Raw genomic sequence first — 16,292 nt, forward strand, 5'->3', positions numbered from 1 at the left:
TCAGCCGCGCAACTGCTTGAGCTTGCGGTACAGCGTCGCCCGGCTGATACCCAGTGCCTCGGCGGCGGCCGAGACGTTGCCCTGGTGGCGCGCCAGAGCACCGCGGATCTGTTCCAGTTCACTGTCTTTGAGGCTGCCGGAGGGCGCTGCGCTGCTGGCGAGTTCGTCCAGCAGGCAGTCGGTAAGGTGATCGAGTGTCAGCACCTGCTCCCCATCCTCGCGCATGGCCAGGGCGGTGCGCACCACCATTTCCAGCTGGCGGATGTTGCCAGGCCAGTCGAAGCCTTCGAGCAACGCGGTCAACGCCGGGTCGAGGGTTACGCCACGCGCATCAGCCTTGTCCAGCAGGCCCTGGATGATCGCCGCCAGGTCATCACGTTCGCGCAGGGCCGGCAGGCGCAGCGACACGCCGTTGACCCGGTAGAACAGGTCTTCACGGAAGTGTTGTTCCTGCACCAGGCGCTTGAGGTCGCGGTGGGTGGCGCAGATCAGCGCCACGTCGATGTCCTGCTCGTCGCCCGCCCCCAAGGGTGCTACGCGGCGCTCCTGCAGCACCCGCAGCAGGCGTGCTTGCAGGGCCAGCGGCATGTCGCCGATTTCGTCGAGGAACAGCGTGCCGCCATGGGCCTGCATCAGCCGCCCGACCATGCCACCCCGGCGCGAACCGGTGAAGGCGCCCTCGCGATAGCCGAACAGCTCGGACTCGATGAGCCCTTCGGGAATGGCCGCGCAGTTGACTGCCACAAACGGTTTGTCGGCACGCGGGCTGGCCTGGTGCAAGGCCCGAGCGACCACTTCCTTGCCGGTACCGGTTTCGCCCAGCAGCAACACTGGCAAACCATTGCCAAGCCCCTGGCGAGCCATGCGCAGGTTGCGCGCCAGGCGTTGATCACCTCCGGCCAGAGCATCGAGTGCAGGCGACTGTTTGCTCAAGGCCGGCTTGCCAGGTGGTGTGCTGGGGCTGACCCGGCCATGGCGCGGCAGCTGTAGGGCACGGAAATAGAACTCGCCCTTGGCGGTCTGCACGCTGCTCACCCCGCCCTGCCACAGGCGAGCGATAAAGGCCGGGGAACGTTCGCCAAGCAGGTCGGTGCTACGCCGCCCAATCAGTTCGTGACGCGGCACCTGCAACAGCTGGCAGGCACTGTCGTTGGCAGCCAGCACTTCGCCGTCCAGGCTCAGGGCCAGCAGGCCGTGCCAGGCACTGTTGAGGTACTGCGGGCGGCTGTGGAAGGCCAGCACCAACTGGTCCGGGTGGCACAGGCCAAACAGGCGGCTTTCAATGTTGCCGGCAGCCAGCATCAGGGTCGACAGGCTGTCCTGCGGTTGCGCCATCACCCCTTCGCGGGTGATGTCGAGCACGCCGATCACCTCGCCCCGCGGGTCGCGCAGTGGCACGGAAGTACAGGAGAACGGGCTCAGGCGGTCAAGGTAATGTTCGCCGCAGTTGATCAGCGTCGGCCGGCCTTCGACCACGGCCGTGCCGATGGCATTGGTGCCGCGCAGCGATTCGCTCCAGCAACTGCCCGGATGCAGATCGCGCAGGCCTTCGCGTTGCAGCACGTGCTTCTGGCCTTCGATGGCCAGCACGTTGGCCTGGGCATCGCCGAGGATGACGATGCCAGCCTTGCCCTGGCGCGCGACCAGGTAGTCGAGTTCGGGGGTAACGGCATCGATCAGCAGGCGGTTGCGCTCCAGCAGCAGGCGCAGGTCATGGCCCTGTTCCAGGCCCAGGCCGACCTGCTCGCCCTGCAGGCAGTCCAGGCCGTGGCCCAGGCTGCGGCGCCAGGAGGCGTCGATCTCGTCGCGCAGCATGCCCAGCGGTAGTTCGCCTTCGCTGGCCAGCTTCAACCGGGCCTCGCGGGATTCGTGCAGCGGGTCGTGGGCGTTTGTTATAAGTTGTCGCGCCATTTTCTACTCCGGCTGTGCCCCGCAATGTGACGGGGTACGGGCTTGGGAATTTTCCGCAGTGTGCGGGAGAAATGGCTGGCCGTCATCTGGTAGTGGATGGATTGGGGTGTAGCTGGCCAGGTTACTTGAAGCGGGTGCAATCCCTGTGGAAGCTGGCTTGCCAGGGTTCGCACCAACCCTGAGGACTGCGCTGTACCTGTGGGAGCGGGCGAGCCCGCGAAGAGGCCCTCGAGGTCAATCAGGGATATCGATCGATATCGCCAATAGCCAAGCCCCGTCAGGCACTCGACGCCGCCTTCCGCCCAGCCAGCTGCTGCCTCTCCACCCCATCCAGCAACGCCTCCACCACCGCCTTGGCCGAATCCAACCCATGGTCATTGCTCAACAACAGATCACGGCAGGTGCCCTTGGCCAGTTCCAGCGCCTTGAGGTTGGTCGCAAACGCCCCTTTCAGCAGCGTGGACAGGTGCACCAGCGCATCTTCGTAATCCACGCCGGAACGAACGGCGAACAACGGTGGATGGCTGCATTCGCAGGTGGAGAAACTGGAGGCCGCCGTGGTGGCGCGTACAGGAGGATCAGGTAAGCCTTTTGTCATTGTGTCGCTCCTTGATTCACTGGAGTCGCCACACAACGTGACCAAACGAATGGGTGGCGACTGTACGCGGGTTGGTCAACCGGGAATCAAGGAAACCGGCGCGCACGGAGGCGCCCCACGCACAGCCGCCATAAAACGAAACAGCCGGGCACAAAAAAGCGCCAACTGTATCGCAGAGCGGGCGCTTGTGCGCCTTGATGATTGCGGGTGACCAAACCCGACTGCTGGATTGACAGCAGCGGGCAAAGACTACCGAGGTCAGGGAAGGGTTTCAAGCTGAGGGCATGCGCAGTAACACTTCTGTTGCCTGATCGCACTCTTGGTCGGCAGCTGCGGCCGATGTGGGAGCCTTGTGTCGCGATAGGGCTGCGATGGCGCACTCCTTTCAAGGTGATCGGTGAGGCCTGGACGAAAACGCCGGAGCGATTCCCTATCAATCCGCACCATCTCATTCGGGGACCGTCCCCCCTTGCGGGCCATACTTACCAGATCCTCTTTGAGCGCAGGAGGCGATATTAGGTAAAACTGTAAAACTGGCATGGATTAATCCGGGCGCCCGCACACCCCAACAGCATATGTCAACTGTTAAAAATAACGATTGCGGCGCGCCATTCACTAATCTACATATACCTACAACATTAAATAAACCAGGGGCAATGATCGATGCTACGCTATACCCCCTATGGTTGGCACATGGCGGCTAACCACTCAATCCTCGCATTCAACGATCAGCCGTTCGATAAAACATCCGATGGATATTTACTCGGGAATGGTCGGCGCGGATACAAGCCGCGCTTGATGCGCTTTTGTTCGCCGGACAATTTAAGTCCATTTCAATCAGGCGGCATCAACAGCTACGCCTACTGCCAAGGAGATCCGATCAACTTTGTTGATCCAAGTGGCCATTCCGGCGTTCTGCCACTACAAATTCTGGCCGCGCAAAAATTACCGCCTTCGTCAAGGTCAGGAAATTTAAGAGCATCCAACCTGCGGTCATCTCAATTAATGTATGATGATTACATAAACATATTAAACAAAAGAAAGCCAAACCTCTATACCATGGAGAGTCTCGAGATATTCAAGGGACCACACACAGATGTCATGATCAAAGCGTCGGCACGTGATGCTTACTTTTCGGTTAGAAGCAAAGATTTCAGTCGCCTGGTAATAAAGGAGCACCGAGACCGCTTAATATTAGCAGGCATCGACGAAGTTACACTACAGCAACGAGACCAAGCTAGAGATGCGATATATCTTGGCAAACCCCCGACAGACCCTGAAATCATACCACTATACCGTGGACTGCTTGAGATCCGTAACCTATATGAGCCCCCTACAGTGGGTTCTACTACTCTACTCAGCGGGCCAAGTGTGCTTCACGGGCGCAACTATCAGGAGCAGGTAAAAATAATAAGAAACAGAATGCACTCATCCCATTTCAACTTCTCACTAACTCAATGAAAGCTGATCGCCTAGCCGGTAGCTTATACTATTGCCTGCATCGAATAAGCTAAAGTCTCGAAATGCTTTAGGGAAACTCCAATCAAGTTGCCCGAAACCTGAAATTCGCAATGTTTTCAAGCAAATTCAGCACAGGTCAGGCGGCCTGTGCTGAATTGATCAGAGCTTCCCTAACAGTCAATCACGGCTGCTGATTCTGGCTCAAGAACTTGTCCACCGTGGCTTTGCCATCAGCTGGATCCCCCGCCACCTGCCACAACCGCCGCTCGATCCCCTGCGCCAGCAAGTGCCCCACCGCCGATTCAATCGCCGACAGCACGCACAACTGCGCCGGTTCATTGGTGGTATACCCCACCTCGGCTTCCAGCAGCTTCTTGAACTCGATGAACTTGAACACGCCGGCACTGCGCCCTACCGAGTAGATGGTCTTGCTGGTCATCACGTTGGCCAGCACCTGCCCGGTGCGCACGTCCACAGCGCGCAGGTTGACGGTGACCTGGTCCACCCGGTACTCGCGGGAGATGTCGATGCCTAGGTAGCGGGCGCCTTCGCCGCCGCTGCGCACGTTGGTGTCGTAGGCAATGATGCCGCCCTCCAACATCAGGTTGGCGGCCTGCAACGGTGGCAGCTCGCCCATGATGTTTTCCGCCACATCAGGCTTTTTCTGCGATGCGCGGATGATCTTGCGCTCGGTCAGCAGGTTCTGCAGCCCTTCACGCTCCAGCACCACGAACCAGCCGCTGGCACTCAAGGCGTCCATCAACATGCTGGCCGCGCCTTGGGTGACGCTGGTGGAAAACGAGCTGGCCGGGGTCGGCTTGTACTGCCCGGTCTGGTCGCGGAAGCCGTACACCACGGCCATCAGCCGGCCTTTGGGCCGTGGCATGTTGATCAGGTCGTAGTAGGTCGAGGCCCGAGGGGTCAGGGTCGGGGTTTCCGAGTCCTGTTCGGCCGACATGGGTTCGCGCAGGCTGCAACCACTTTGCAGGCCCAGGGCGGTGAGGATCAGCAGCGCGCTCAGCAGACGTTTCATGGTGTTCTCTCCCCAACATAAAAGCCCTTCCCTCTCAGGGGTTCAGGCCGCTGACCTCAATGATCGAAATTTCTCCTGTGGCACGATCGGTGACCTTGATGCTCAAGGCCCCGGAATCGTCGATGACGTCGATGAGAAACGCATCGGTCGCCATGCTGCCGGTGTTGCCATTACTGATGTTGTCCAGCAACTGCGACAACATCCGCGACTCCAGCTGGTTGCTGAAGCGCTCAAGGGCTGTGGTGCCGGTAAAGGCCGAGGCACGGTCCTTGAGGTCCGGGTCGTCGTAGTCGTTCTGCGCCTGGGCGTTGTTCAGCAGCCAGGTGCCGTTCAACGGGTTGCCGCCAAAGGCCGGGTTGACCGGGGTGTACACCAGCTCGGTGGCCTGGGCAGCACAGGCGCTGGCCAGCAGGCAGGCGGCAATGCAACGTGGAATGCGGTGGTTCATAGCTCGTCCCTCTCCAAGTCGGTGGTGTCCTGTAGCAGGCGTTGCAGCTTGCGTTGAATGATCTGCTGCTTGACCAGGTCGGCAGCGGCGACGGCCTCGTCTTTGAGCTCGGTGGTATTGGGTGGCAGGAAGCGGCGGTACACCACTTCACGCTCGAACTCCACCGTCACCAGGCTGCCCCAGCGGGCATCGGGGCGTTCGCGTACCACCAGGTTGAAGTCCAGACGGCTGGTGGCACGCAGGCGGTCGGCGAAGTAGTAGTAAAAGTCGTGGCCAATGTGCGAGATGGTGTTGTCGACGATAAAACCCTGCATCTCGTCTTCAGCACCCGCCTTGGCGCAGGTGGTCCCCCCAGCCATCAGCAGCAGGCTCAGGCACAGCGCAGTCAGGCGCTTCATGGCGTGTCTCCCGGGCCCGCATTCGTCTGCACACCGCGTGCACTTTCGGTAAAGGCCTGCTCGGCGACGAACTGCCAGTCGCTGTAGTGCTCCATCCCCTCGAACCCGCTCCATTCGGCGCTGAAGCCACTGCGCTTGAAAGGGGTGGCGTCCGAACGGCTGTAGACGCCAGTGATACGACCGTCGATCGAGCGCAGCAGGCCCCATTCGTCGCTGTTGCTGATCGGGTCAGGGTAAAGCCTGCGGATGTGCCGTTTGGCCTGCGGGAAACGGTTGTCCTGCAGCAGGTCGGCCAGGTCTTGCGGGTACTGGGCCAGCCCGGGGGATGCGCGGTAGTAGCTGCGCAGGGCCTGGGCGTACTGGCTGCCGACCCAGAGCAACTGGCGTTCGCGGTCGCGCTGGGCGGCGCTCGCCCAGATCGTGCCGGTGGCCGCCAGGGCCACGCTGCTGACCGCAATCAGCAGCAGCACACCCAGGTAGGTGAAGCCGCCGTTGGCCTTACCATTCAGCGAAGAGGCTGCCATCACGCGCCCTCCCTGTGGCACCGCTCTTGATATCGGCCACGCCACCCGCCACACCCTCGGGCGGCGGCACCAACTGCCAGGCATCGCTGCGCTCGGTGATCGGGTCGACCGGTGTGTTGCGCAGGTAACGTTGCTCCACCAGTTGTTCCAGCGAATCGGGGTAGTGGCCGGTATCACCGTAGTAGTGGTCCAGCGCCTCGCGCAGCACTGCCAGGCTCTGACGCAGGGTGGCCTCGCGCGAGCTTTCCAGGCTGTTGAAGTAGCGCGGCATGGCGATGGTCATCAGCGTGGCGATGATCGCCATCACCACCAGCAGTTCGATCAGGGTGAAGCCTTTGCGGCGTTTCATGGCTGTCACCATTGCCCGTAAGGGATATTGTTCAGGCCTTTGCCGCGGGCCCTGGAATACACGTCGAACACGTCTTCGCCGTCGCGCGGGTTGTCGGGGCTGCTGTCGTAGGCGCGCAGGCCCCAGCCGCCTTCGTCTTCATCCTTTGCCGCCACCAGCGGGTCGTGCGGGATGCGCCGCAGGAAGTAGAACTTGGCGCCCTTGGCACTGCGCACATCGCGCACGCCCTCTACCAGCACCTGCAGGTTCGGCGGGTAGCCACTGCTGTCCACGCGCTTCTCGATGTAGCCGGCGTCGAAGGCCCGCTTGTAGGCATCGATGGCGTCGCGAATCTGGTACAGCGCCTCGCGCAGTTGCTGCTCCTTGCCGCGGCGTACCACCGTTTCGGTCAGCGGCGCGGCCATGCTGGCGAGCAACCCGAGCAGTGCCAGGGTCAGCACCACCTCGATCAGGCTGAAGCCGTGCATGCGACGCCGCGCGTTCATGGCCGTGGGCTCCCGTTGACCGGGGCGACCGCCATCTGGCTGTCCACGACCGGTTCATCGGTGGTCGGCGCATTACCGGGTACGTCCATCGGCGGCAGTGGCGCCATCTGGCGCACCTGCATGGCCGACTCGGTGCCCGTGGAAAACTCCATGTCCGACGGGCTCTGGTACGGCAGGTTACGCACGATGCGCGGGGTGATCGCCAGCACCAGCTCACTCTTGCTCATGTCGTCCTTGTTGCTGCCGAACAGCCGGCCCAGGCCTGGGATATCGCCAAGGCCGGGAATCTTGTTGCCACTGGCGTTGTGGTCGTTGCGCACCAGGCCGGCCAGCACCTGGGTTTCGCCGTCATGCAGGCGCAGGCTGGTCTGCGCGTTGCGGGTGTCGACCTGGACCGGGATGGTGCCCTGGCGGGTGGCCTCCAGCGGGGTGGCGTTGCTGACCTCGAGCGCCACCTTGATCGCCACTTCGTTGTTCAGGTGCACGGTGGGCTGCACTTCAAGCTTCAAACCGACGTCCAGGTAGGTGACGCTCTCGGTAATGACCGGCCCTTGGGTCGACGGCACCGAGGTGGCGCTGATGATCGGTACCCGCTGGCCGATGTGGATGCGCGCTTGCTCGCGGTTGCTGACGCGGATCACCGGGCTGGCCAGGGTGTTGATGTCCTTGTCCTGGGCGTTGATCTTGGCCTGCGGCGCCGGCGCAATGCTGATGCGGCTGGAATTGATGCCCTTGAGCTGGTCGAGCACGCTGACCGGGTTGCCATCGTCGCTCAGCACGCCGAAGGTGTTCGGCCATTGCAGGCCAAGGTCGAGGATGCGCGAGGTGGCCACCTCCATCACCTCCACTTCCAGCACCACCTCGGGGTTGGACTGGTCCTGCGACTGCAGCAGCTTCTCGGCCATGCGCACCGCGTCCGACGTGTCGCGCATGGTCAGGGTGTTGAGGCGCTCGTCAACGAACACGTCGCGGGTCTTGAGCATGGTCTTGACCATGTTCAACGCGGTATTGGCGTCGATGCTGGTCAGGTAGAACGTACGCATGACCAGTTCCTGATAGTCCTTGGTCTTCTGCGGCGAATCGGGGTAGACCATGACGGTGTTGTCGTTGACGATCTTCTGGCGCAGCTGGTTTTGTTCCAGCAGCAGCGCTATCGCGTCCTCGATGCGCACCTCGCGCACGAAGATGGTGGCTTTCATGTCCGGGCGCAGGTCCTTGTCGAAGATGAAGTTGATGCCGGCCACCTGCGACAGCACTTCGAAGATGGTCTTCAGGTTGGCATCGCGAAACTCCAGGGTGACCGGCCGCTCGAGCTTGCTGCGTAATTGTGGGTACGGCTGCGCGGTGCGTGCCTGCACGTTTTCGATGTCGCTGCGCAGGGTTATGCCCTTCTGGTTCTGCGGGTCCAGACGCAAGACTTCGCGCATGTAACGTTCGGCACCGAACAGGTCGCCCTGGCGCAGCGCCGCCTGGCCAAGCGCTACGCGTTCGTCCAGGGTGCGGATCAGCTCCAGCTGGCGAATGCCATCCTGGGCGCGGCGGTTGTTCGGTTCCAGGGTGAGCACCCGGCCATAGCCCATGCGGGCATTGGCGAAGTCGTGGCGGACGCGGTCGCTGTCGGCCTGGGTAATCAGGGCCTCGACTGCCGCCTGGCGGCTGTGGGCCAAGGCGATATTCAGCTCTGTGTCACGCGGGTCGTCGCGCAGGGCCTCTTCCAGGCGGGCGATGCCGGCCTCGTACTGGCCCTCTTTCATCAACTGGTCGCTGTCCTGGCGAACTGCACTGGAGCCGCAACCGGCAATGGCCACGCACAGCGCCACGAGCAGAAACGGAGCAGGCTTGCACAGCTTTGACGACTTCATGGTGCGCTCCCGACAGACAAGGTCTGCGACTGGTGCAAAGGCAGGTAGACCAGGTTCAGCTCGCTGGCCGATACCCGATCGAGGCGATAGGTGTCTTCGATCACGTCGCCTTGGCGCACGACGTAGAGTTTTTCGCCGCTCTGCAGGAAGACCTGCAGGTCGTCGCGGTCACCCATGCGGCCGATGAACTGGAAAGGCAGCTCCGGGGCCGTCGGGGCCGCGGCGACGACAGGTGCGGTCATAACCGGTTGTTCGGTGACCGTGGCCAGGGTTTTGGGTGGCGTCCATTGCTGGGTTGGGAACAGGTCGCGGGAGGCCTGTTCCGGCCCTTTCGCGGGTAAGCCCGCGCCGACCATGGACGCAGCGCTTTCTGTTGCAGGCGCGGGTTTACCCGCGAAGGCCGCGACGCCATCGTCCTGGCCAAACCAATGGTCCGGTACCCAGGCCAGCGCCGCGCTCACGCCAAGGAAGCCGGCCCAGATGACTGCACGTTGTGTGTTCATCATGACCTCGACAGGTAAAGGGTCATGCGCAGGCGGGCATTGAGCTCGCTGTCGCCGATGCGTTTGCGTTGCAGCTCAAGGTCTTCCAGCACCAGCGTCGGCAGTTGCTTGAGCAGGCCCTTGATAAAGCCGCGAATCTGCGGGTAGCTGCCACGCACTGGCAGCACGATCTGGTAGCGGGCCAGCTGGGTCTTGGGGTCGATGCCCAGCGCGTATTCACCGCGGGCCAGGCTGATGCGCTCGGCGCTGGCCAGGCGGTACAGACGCTCGATCAGCTCGCTGGCCTGGGGCTGACCGGGCAGTTGCTGGCGCAGGCTGTCGAGGGCCTGCTGCTCGGGCTGGACCGCAATCTTCAGCTCACCCCGCTTGACACGCCCTACCTGTTCGCTGGCCTGCGCTTCGCTGGCGCGCAGTTCGCGTACGCTTTGCCATTGCGGCAGCACGCCGGCACACCCCACGCCAATGGCGAGCAGGCCTACGGCTACGGCAGCCAGGCCTACCGGGCCGACAACGCGCAGGCGCTCCTGGAGGATCAGGCTACTGAACGATTCAAGGGCGCGCATGGCCGATCTCCCAGGTGGCGGTGAGGGTGAAGCGCACCGGGTGCTCGGGCCGCGCAGCGAGCACTTCGTGGTTGAGCAGCGACACGTCGCTGAGCTCGTCGCTGGCTTCCAGCCGCTGGTGGTACTGCAGCATCGCTTCGAGGTTGCGCGCCTCGGCGGCAATGCGCACCTGGCCCTTGCGCGCATCCGGCGTCAGGCCGAGCAGCGCGACGTCGTCCTGCGGCATGGCTTCAAGCATGGCGAACAGCTGCTGCCAAGGGCGTTGCAGTTGCTGCGACACACTGCGCATTTGTGCCAGGCGCTCAGCCTGCTCCCGGCTGGCAGCGCTGTTCTTGGGTTGTGCGATGGCCGGGCGGCGGCCCAGTTGCAGTTCCAGGCTATGGACGCTGGCTTCCAGTGCCACTTGCTCGGTCTGCAAGCGTTGCTGCAGCAGCACCAGGCCGGCGACCATGGCGCTGGCAAGGACGAGCAGCGACCAAACCAGCGGTCCGCTGCGCCGTGGCTGGAATTCCAGGTCGAGGCGGCGCATGTCAGGCCACCGCCCGCCACATGGCGCACAGCGGGTCGGCTTCGCTGGCCGGCTGGCACAATTGCACGGCCGCCAGTTGCGGCACGTCGCAGCGGCCCGGGGCATGCAGGTACACCCGCGGCAGGTGCTCGCCGTACAGCTCACAGGTACGCTCGATCAGTGCTTGCAGGGCCTGGTCGCTGTCAGCGCAACCTTGCGCCAGCACTTGCTGCCAGGCACCGCCGGCGGCCAGCAGCAATACACTGCGGCGCGGCTCGGCCAGCACGAACAGGAAGTCCCCCTGCTCCAGCTGTGACCAGCAACGGTTGTAGGCAGCCATCAGGTATGGCTGCACCGAGCGCAGGCTCAGGCGGCTTTCCCGGCCCAGTGCCTGCAGCCGCTGCAGCAAGGCTTCGGGCAGCGCCGTGGCGATGCGGGCGGCACCGGCAGGCTCCGGTGACAGCACGATGCGCCAGTCGTCCAACGGCTGCCCGTAGAGGTTTTCGAAGCAAGCGCGGGCATAGGCATCCAGCTCGCGAGGGTGGCCGATGGCGTCACTCCAGGGCACCAGGCAGAAGCGGCTGTAGCGGGCCGACAGCAACACCCGCAACTGGGCGCCACGTACCGCATGCTCGGCCAGCAGTGCCGCCAGCCCGTCGACAGCAGCATCCCAGGTCGGTTGGGTGGCGTCGCTGCTGAACGCGCGGCTGCCCAGCCATTGGTGGTGATTGTTGTGCCAGCGACCCAGGCCGACACCCTCGGCGCCCAATACGGCGCAGTAACGGTCAGATGAATGTGACACGGTTGATCTCCTCAAGGGTGGTACGGCCATCGCGGACCAGGTCCAGGGCCGAGGCTCGCAGCAGGCGCAGGCCGCGCTGGCAGGCAAGCGTCTTGATCTGCGCCAGCGGGCGGCGCTCCACGATCATTTGCCGCAGGTCGTCATCCAGGTGCAGCAGTTCGGCAATGGCACTGCGGCCGCGGTAACCACTGCCACGGCAGTGGCCGCAACCCTTGACACGGACGAATGTCCAGCCGGCCACCCCCTCGCGGGTCAGGCCTGAGCCATACAGGGTGTCGTCATCGTGTTCGCAGGGCGTGGCGCAGTGCGGGCAGGCCAGGCGAATCAGGCGCTGGGCCAGCACCGCGTTGAGCGCAGAAACGAAGCTGTAGGGGTCGACCTGCATCTGGCTGAAGCGGCCAATCACGTCGAACACGTTGTTGGCGTGGATGGTGGTGAACACCAGGTGGCCGGTGAGCGCCGATTGCACGGCAATCTGGGCCGTGTCGGGGTCACGGATTTCACCGACCAGGATCTTGTCCGGGTCGTGACGCAGGATCGAGCGCAGGCCGCGGGCGAAGGTCAGGCCCTTCTTCTCGTTGACCGGGATCTGCAGCACGCCGGGCAGTTGATACTCGACCGGGTCCTCGATGGTGATGATCTTGTCCACGCCATGGTTGATCTCGCTGATCATGGCGTACAGGGTGGTGGTCTTGCCGCTGCCTGTAGGGCCGGTGACCAGGATCATGCCGTAGGGTTCTGCCGCCAACCGGCGCAGGGCGCGCAAGGTTTCGTCGGCAAAGCCCAAGGCTTGCAGTTGCACGCCGCTGACCCGGTCGGACAAGTCCTGCTTGTCGAGCACCCGCAGCACGGCATCTTCACCGAAGATGCTAGGCATGATCGACACCCGGAAGTCGATTTGCCGGTCGCCCACGGCCACCTTGAAGCGGCCGTCCTGGGGCACGCGTTTTTCGCCGATGTCCAGCTCGGCCATGACCTTGATGCGCGAGATCACCTGGTCGGCGAAGGCGCTGCCACTGGCCTTGCCGGCACCGTTGAGCACGCCGTCGATGCGGTACTTGATGGTCAGGCCCTGGCCGGTCATGCCCAGGTGGATGTCGCTGGCGTGCAGCTTGAGGGCGTCGTACAGGGTGGAGTTGACCAGCTTGACCACGCGGCTCTGGTCTTCGCTGATACTGGCCAGCGACAGGCGTTGCAGCGGGTCGCTTTCGCTGCTGGCGTCGGCGTCGTGGTCAAGGGCATCGACTGCGTGGAAGCTTTCTTCATGACGGGCCAGGAAGGTGGCCAGGTCGGCGGCGTGGGCCAGGTAAAGCGGCGCGCCTTGCAGTACGTCGTCGATCCAGGCCAGGCGGGCGTGGTCGAAGGGGTCGGCGAACACGCCCAGCAGTTGGCCGCCTTGCTCGATCAGCACACATTCGCGCTTGAGGCACTGGGCCAAGGCCAGCTTGTCGAAGCGTGGGGTGCTGGCCAGCAGGCTGTGGCTGTCGAGTACCGGGTAATGCAGGGTCAGGCCCAGGCGCTGGGTGAAGGTGTCGGGGGTGTCGCAGGCCAGGCGTTCCAGGCAGTCGAGCAGGCGCTCGTCGGTGGCTTGCAGACGAGCCTGGGCCAGGAGTTCGCGGGGGTAGGCGGAAATTTTTGCTGGGTTCTTCGCGGGCATGCCCGCTCCCACAGGTACATCACAGGTCTGTGGGCTGCATACATCCTGTGGGAGCGGGCCTGCGCGCGAAGACGTCGGTGCAGGCTTTGCAGATTCCGGGGTTGCATCGAATGCTTCTGGCATGGCCTGCGACTCCGCTCAGGGGCGCGTCGCAGGCTGGCTCGGCCAGGGGTGCGGGCGCCGCTATTCCCCTGTGAGCAGTTGATCGTCGTCGGGCCCTGGTGGCTTGGCGCCATTACGGCGGCGGTCGGCCAATACCCAGCTTCCATCGTACAACTGCAGGGGGAACGATTCGTTCCTGTTCTGGCGTCGTTCGACGAACCCTTCGGCCGGGTTGTCCGTGGCCCTGCGCCGGCGCTCGATGCCCAGCAGGTCGAAGATCGCACGCGCCAGCTCCATCAGTGGGAACGGCTTGAACAGGACGTGACTCACACCGAGTTCGGCGGCCCGCTCACGCACCTCGACGGTGGGGTGGGCGGTGATCAGCACGAAGTGGCATTGCCTGTTCTTGCGTACAGCCTCCAGAACCTGAAAACCTTCCATGTCGGGCAGGCGGTAATCCAGCACAACTACTTGCGGTGCCAGGCTTTCAGCCTGTTCGATACCACTGGCACCGTCGTGGGCAACGTGAACTTCCAGGCCTTGCGCCTGCAGGTACGCTTGCAGGTTCTGCGCAAGAGTCTGTTCGTCATCGACTACCAATACTCTGTTCACCAAGGTCGACTCCCCAATACTGCCCGGTTCCCCCGTCTGCGAAGTACGCCCTTGTAGAGACTTGAGCAGGCTTCGTGCCAGGCGTGAATAGTCATGTTGCACCACTGTAAGCCACTGATTTTACTAGGGTGCCGGCCAGTAACCGACATACGCTGAGCAGGCGCACCCCACCCGTTCCCCACAAGCGGGGAAAATGATGGCACATTGCCAAACCTTAATTCCCCAGGATTGGGGCAAGCGCCATCAACGGCCTCAGTCAGCGATCTCCACTTTAGCGGACTCGCGCAAACGTTGGCGCACGGATTGGCGCGCCTGCGCCTCCCGCTGACCGATGAGCGTTGCCCTGGCCAAGGCCAGGCCGTGTTCGCGTATGACCGATGGATTATCACTTTGGTTCTGCGCTCCTTGCAGTCTCTCCTGGTTGGCATCATAAAATGCCTCCACTTCGCCCTGGCTCGGCGCGTCGACTGCGCTGAGCAGGGCGTACACTTGCTGGGCCGCCATCTCATGCCGGGTGTACTCAGTGTACTGCGCCCTGTCGAAGCCCGCCTCTGCCAGTCGCCTTTCGAATAACGCCGGGCTGCCAAACGCCGCTTCTATCTCGCCAACCTGTGCCGACACGTGTTCATCGCTGACGGCAATGCCTTGGCGTTGCGCTTCCTGCCACAACAGCTCCTTGTCGATCAGCTCGTCCAGCGCCTGGTCACGCAGGCGTTTATACAGGCCTGGATTGCGGATGCTGGTCACCGCCCGACCCTGGGCGTCCAGGTACTCGCTGAAGTAGCGCTCCAGGCGCATCAACCCGATCTCGACACCATTGACCCGCGCCGCTGGCACATCGGCCCAGCTCACCCTGGTCAGCACCAGCAACAGGCACAACCACACGATCCGCATGACAACCTCCGCTCAAGGGCTGACCGGCACTGGCCGGTAGGGGGTGACCGCAGTAAAGCGTGGCCCGGGCAGGGCCACCGCCACCACATGGGCACCTGCCATGCCCTGGCGGCGACCAGGGCCGAAGCCCAGTGCCGGGGTCAGGCCGGTGGGCACATCGTGCAGGCCTTCGAGGGCAGCGATCAGTTGTTCGCGGCTGGCATCCCGACCAATCTGCTTCAGCGCTTCGCTCAGCAGGCGCAACGCGCACAGCGTATTGACCTGCAACGACACCTGGCGCGGGTCCAGGCCCTGGCGCTGCTGCAGCCCGGCGAGCGTAGCCTGGCCTTGCTCGGTCCAGTCCTCTGGCACGTAGGGGTAGGCCAGAAACAGCCGCTGCGACCACTGCGCCGGCAAGCGCGCCACAGCGCCGGCTACCTGACTGGAAGCGGCGAACAGGTAGGGCTCGCGGCCCGCCACCTGCAACGCCGCCGCCAACTCGGCAAAGGCCTGGGCGCGGCCAAGGAAGACGATGCCCTGCCCGTCCACCGCCTGGCCGTCGAACGCCTGGATAGCGGGTGGCGCCCAGCCCTGCTGTCGTAAACGCTCGCGCACCTGCTCGGCCAACGCGGCGTGTTCGTTACCGGCATACACCACGCGTAACTCATCCGGCGCCAAGCCCAGCGCCACACGGGCATGGCCTGCCAGGCTCAGCAATTGCTCGGGCAAGCCGGGCAGCGGGTCGAAGATCTGTGCGCTGCCGCCGCTGCGCGGGGTACTGCCGACCATCGGCACGTTCTGTGGCGCCAGCAAGGTCGTCAGGCGCTGGTCGAGCATGGGCGCCAATGGCGCGATCAGGGCGAACACTCGCTTTTGCTCGAGCAACTGTTGCAAGGCGCGTTCGGCACTGACCGGGTCGGAGCCTGGGTCAAGCACCACCAGTTCCAGGCGCCGCCCGTGAATGCCGCCTTGCTGGTTGAGTTGACCCACGCCGTCTTCCAGCACGGCGCGCACCACCTGCCCGGCTTCAGCCAGCGGACCGCTCGCGGGCAGCAGGGTCCCAAGGCGCAGCACGCCCTCTTCCACACCAGGGTCACGTTCTTCGGCCAAGCGTTTGAGATAGGCGGTGAGGTTGCGCTGGTCGGCCAAGGTCAACTCGAAGCGTGGCATGGCCGGGTCGAGGCGATTGCCAGCCGGGTCGATACCCTGCTGGATGGCCCGCGCCAGGCTGCTGTCGGTGTAGGCCGGATAGCGGCGGCCGTTGGCCTCGCGCGGGCCCTGGCCGAGTGCCAGGCGTTGCCAGTCGAGGCCGGGGGGGCGAACACCGCCTTCGGCACGGCCACGGCCGTCGCTGCCATGGCAACTGGCGCAGGGCAGCACGCTGGCGGGGACTGTGATGTCACTGGCGCCGACCCGGGCTTGCAATTGAGCGTCGCTACTGGAAGCGCCCTCGCGGTAGAGGCGTTTGCCGGCTTGTTCGTGGTCGGTCAGGTCCAGGGCCAAGGCTGAGGTCGAAGATGCCATGCCAAGCACGCATGTGAGCCATATCGCAAGCCCTGTGGGCGCGGCCTTGCGTCGCGAAAGGCGCTCGCCTCTTTCTGCG

General features: G+C 63.7%; 18 protein-coding genes. 1 reads left to right on the forward strand and 17 read right to left on the reverse strand.

Features of this window, described 5'->3' with window-relative positions; genetic code table 11:
* Both REH59_RS16855 and REH59_RS16860 read right to left on the reverse strand, forming a co-directional pair.
* Positions 1-1,911 (reverse strand): sigma-54-dependent Fis family transcriptional regulator, encoded by a 1,911-nt coding sequence (locus REH59_RS16855; protein ID WP_014859944.1) that lies wholly within the window; start codon positions 1,909-1,911, stop codon positions 1-3.
* A 277-nt stretch (positions 1,912-2,188) separates the two neighbouring features.
* Positions 2,189-2,425 carry a hypothetical protein gene (locus tag REH59_RS16860; protein WP_029380666.1) on the reverse strand — a complete coding sequence of 79 codons (237 nt, stop codon included), beginning with the start codon at positions 2,423-2,425 and terminating at the stop codon, positions 2,189-2,191.
* Between the two features lie 777 nt (positions 2,426-3,202).
* Between REH59_RS16860 and REH59_RS16865 the strand changes: the two genes are divergently transcribed.
* On the forward strand, positions 3,203-3,970 hold the full coding sequence (locus REH59_RS16865) for an RHS repeat-associated core domain-containing protein (protein WP_240459521.1): 768 nt from the start codon (positions 3,203-3,205) through the stop codon (positions 3,968-3,970).
* 181 nt (positions 3,971-4,151) lie between these two features.
* On the opposite strand, the gene REH59_RS16870 is transcribed toward REH59_RS16865, so the two are convergent.
* The 15 genes from REH59_RS16870 to REH59_RS16940 form a co-directional block, all read right to left on the reverse strand.
* On the reverse strand, positions 4,152-5,003 hold the full coding sequence (locus REH59_RS16870; protein WP_012052154.1) for a CsgG/HfaB family protein: 852 nt from the start codon (positions 5,001-5,003) through the stop codon (positions 4,152-4,154).
* Positions 5,004-5,037: 34 nt separating this feature from the next.
* A complete protein-coding gene (locus REH59_RS16875) occupies positions 5,038-5,451 on the reverse strand; it encodes a curli assembly protein CsgF (RefSeq protein WP_003247970.1) in 414 nt (137 codons plus the stop codon).
* Entirely contained in the window at positions 5,448-5,849 is a 402-nt protein-coding gene (csgE, locus tag REH59_RS16880; protein WP_014859945.1) for a curli production assembly/transport protein CsgE, read from the reverse strand. Before csgE ends, REH59_RS16875 begins: the two co-directional genes overlap by 4 nt.
* Positions 5,846-6,373: a type II secretion system protein gene (locus REH59_RS16885; RefSeq protein ID WP_003247967.1), complete on the reverse strand. Its 528-nt coding sequence runs from the start codon at positions 6,371-6,373 to the stop codon at positions 5,846-5,848. Before REH59_RS16885 ends, csgE begins: the two co-directional genes overlap by 4 nt.
* The gene (locus REH59_RS16890; protein WP_014859946.1) at positions 6,348-6,722 is read right to left on the reverse strand and encodes a type II secretion system protein; all 375 of its coding nucleotides are present in this window, start codon (positions 6,720-6,722) and stop codon (positions 6,348-6,350) included. Before REH59_RS16890 ends, REH59_RS16885 begins: the two co-directional genes overlap by 26 nt.
* Positions 6,723-6,727: 5 nt before the next feature.
* Positions 6,728-7,207 carry a type II secretion system protein gene (locus REH59_RS16895; RefSeq protein WP_003247963.1) on the reverse strand — a complete coding sequence of 160 codons (480 nt, stop codon included), beginning with the start codon at positions 7,205-7,207 and terminating at the stop codon, positions 6,728-6,730.
* A complete protein-coding gene (locus REH59_RS16900) occupies positions 7,204-9,069 on the reverse strand; it encodes a secretin N-terminal domain-containing protein (RefSeq protein WP_014859947.1) in 1,866 nt (621 codons plus the stop codon). Before REH59_RS16900 ends, REH59_RS16895 begins: the two co-directional genes overlap by 4 nt.
* Positions 9,066-9,572: a hypothetical protein gene (locus REH59_RS16905; RefSeq protein WP_014859948.1), complete on the reverse strand. Its 507-nt coding sequence runs from the start codon at positions 9,570-9,572 to the stop codon at positions 9,066-9,068. Before REH59_RS16905 ends, REH59_RS16900 begins: the two co-directional genes overlap by 4 nt.
* Positions 9,572-10,135, reverse strand: a complete 564-nt coding sequence (pilO, locus tag REH59_RS16910) for a type 4a pilus biogenesis protein PilO (protein WP_014859949.1) — start codon at positions 10,133-10,135, stop codon at positions 9,572-9,574. The genes REH59_RS16905 and pilO overlap by 1 nt, the downstream gene beginning before the upstream one ends.
* Positions 10,122-10,664 carry a pilus protein gene (locus tag REH59_RS16915; RefSeq protein WP_014859950.1) on the reverse strand — a complete coding sequence of 181 codons (543 nt, stop codon included), beginning with the start codon at positions 10,662-10,664 and terminating at the stop codon, positions 10,122-10,124. Before REH59_RS16915 ends, pilO begins: the two co-directional genes overlap by 14 nt.
* Position 10,665: 1 nt before the next feature.
* Positions 10,666-11,445, reverse strand: coding sequence for a hypothetical protein (locus REH59_RS16920; protein ID WP_004577514.1), 780 nt, complete (start codon positions 11,443-11,445; stop codon positions 10,666-10,668).
* Positions 11,429-13,102, reverse strand: a complete 1,674-nt coding sequence (locus tag REH59_RS16925; RefSeq protein WP_014859951.1) for a GspE/PulE family protein — start codon at positions 13,100-13,102, stop codon at positions 11,429-11,431. Before REH59_RS16925 ends, REH59_RS16920 begins: the two co-directional genes overlap by 17 nt.
* Before the next feature lie 183 nt (positions 13,103-13,285).
* Complete coding sequence (locus tag REH59_RS16930; protein WP_019437656.1) at positions 13,286-13,819, reverse strand: response regulator; 534 nt, start codon at positions 13,817-13,819, stop codon at positions 13,286-13,288.
* 249 nt (positions 13,820-14,068) lie between these two features.
* Positions 14,069-14,710 carry a SurA N-terminal domain-containing protein gene (locus REH59_RS16935; protein ID WP_014859953.1) on the reverse strand — a complete coding sequence of 214 codons (642 nt, stop codon included), beginning with the start codon at positions 14,708-14,710 and terminating at the stop codon, positions 14,069-14,071.
* Positions 14,711-14,722: 12 nt separating this feature from the next.
* On the reverse strand, positions 14,723-16,213 hold the full coding sequence (locus REH59_RS16940) for an ABC transporter substrate-binding protein (protein WP_014859954.1): 1,491 nt from the start codon (positions 16,211-16,213) through the stop codon (positions 14,723-14,725).
* Between the last annotated feature and the right edge of the window lie 79 nt (positions 16,214-16,292).

The sequence above is a fragment of the Pseudomonas sp. BO3-4 genome (assembly GCF_034044115.1).
Taxonomy (GTDB): Bacteria; Pseudomonadota; Gammaproteobacteria; order Pseudomonadales; family Pseudomonadaceae; genus Aquipseudomonas; species Aquipseudomonas alloputida.

Excerpts from the sequence above, each read along its gene's own strand:
- REH59_RS16940 (WP_014859954.1), bottom strand. The coding sequence starts at position 16,213 with ATGGCATCTTCGACCTCAGCCTTGGCCCTGGACCTGACCGACCACGAA.
- REH59_RS16925 (WP_014859951.1), bottom strand. The coding sequence starts at position 13,102 with ATGCCCGCGAAGAACCCAGCAAAAATTTCCGCCTACCCCCGCGAACTC.
- REH59_RS16875 (WP_003247970.1), bottom strand. The coding sequence starts at position 5,451 with ATGAACCACCGCATTCCACGTTGCATTGCCGCCTGCCTGCTGGCCAGC.
- REH59_RS16915 (WP_014859950.1), bottom strand. The coding sequence starts at position 10,664 with ATGCGCCGCCTCGACCTGGAATTCCAGCCACGGCGCAGCGGACCGCTG.
- REH59_RS16870 (WP_012052154.1), bottom strand. The coding sequence starts at position 5,003 with ATGAAACGTCTGCTGAGCGCGCTGCTGATCCTCACCGCCCTGGGCCTG.
- REH59_RS16935 (WP_014859953.1), bottom strand. The coding sequence starts at position 14,710 with ATGCGGATCGTGTGGTTGTGCCTGTTGCTGGTGCTGACCAGGGTGAGC.
- REH59_RS16890 (WP_014859946.1), bottom strand. The coding sequence starts at position 6,722 with ATGAAACGCCGCAAAGGCTTCACCCTGATCGAACTGCTGGTGGTGATG.
- csgE (WP_014859945.1), bottom strand. The coding sequence starts at position 5,849 with ATGAAGCGCCTGACTGCGCTGTGCCTGAGCCTGCTGCTGATGGCTGGG.
- REH59_RS16865 (WP_240459521.1), top strand. The coding sequence starts at position 3,203 with ATGGCGGCTAACCACTCAATCCTCGCATTCAACGATCAGCCGTTCGAT.
- REH59_RS16895 (WP_003247963.1), bottom strand. The coding sequence starts at position 7,207 with ATGAACGCGCGGCGTCGCATGCACGGCTTCAGCCTGATCGAGGTGGTG.
- REH59_RS16905 (WP_014859948.1), bottom strand. The coding sequence starts at position 9,572 with ATGAACACACAACGTGCAGTCATCTGGGCCGGCTTCCTTGGCGTGAGC.
- REH59_RS16855 (WP_014859944.1), bottom strand. The coding sequence starts at position 1,911 with ATGGCGCGACAACTTATAACAAACGCCCACGACCCGCTGCACGAATCC.
- REH59_RS16885 (WP_003247967.1), bottom strand. The coding sequence starts at position 6,373 with ATGGCAGCCTCTTCGCTGAATGGTAAGGCCAACGGCGGCTTCACCTAC.
- pilO (WP_014859949.1), bottom strand. The coding sequence starts at position 10,135 with ATGCGCGCCCTTGAATCGTTCAGTAGCCTGATCCTCCAGGAGCGCCTG.
- REH59_RS16900 (WP_014859947.1), bottom strand. The coding sequence starts at position 9,069 with ATGAAGTCGTCAAAGCTGTGCAAGCCTGCTCCGTTTCTGCTCGTGGCG.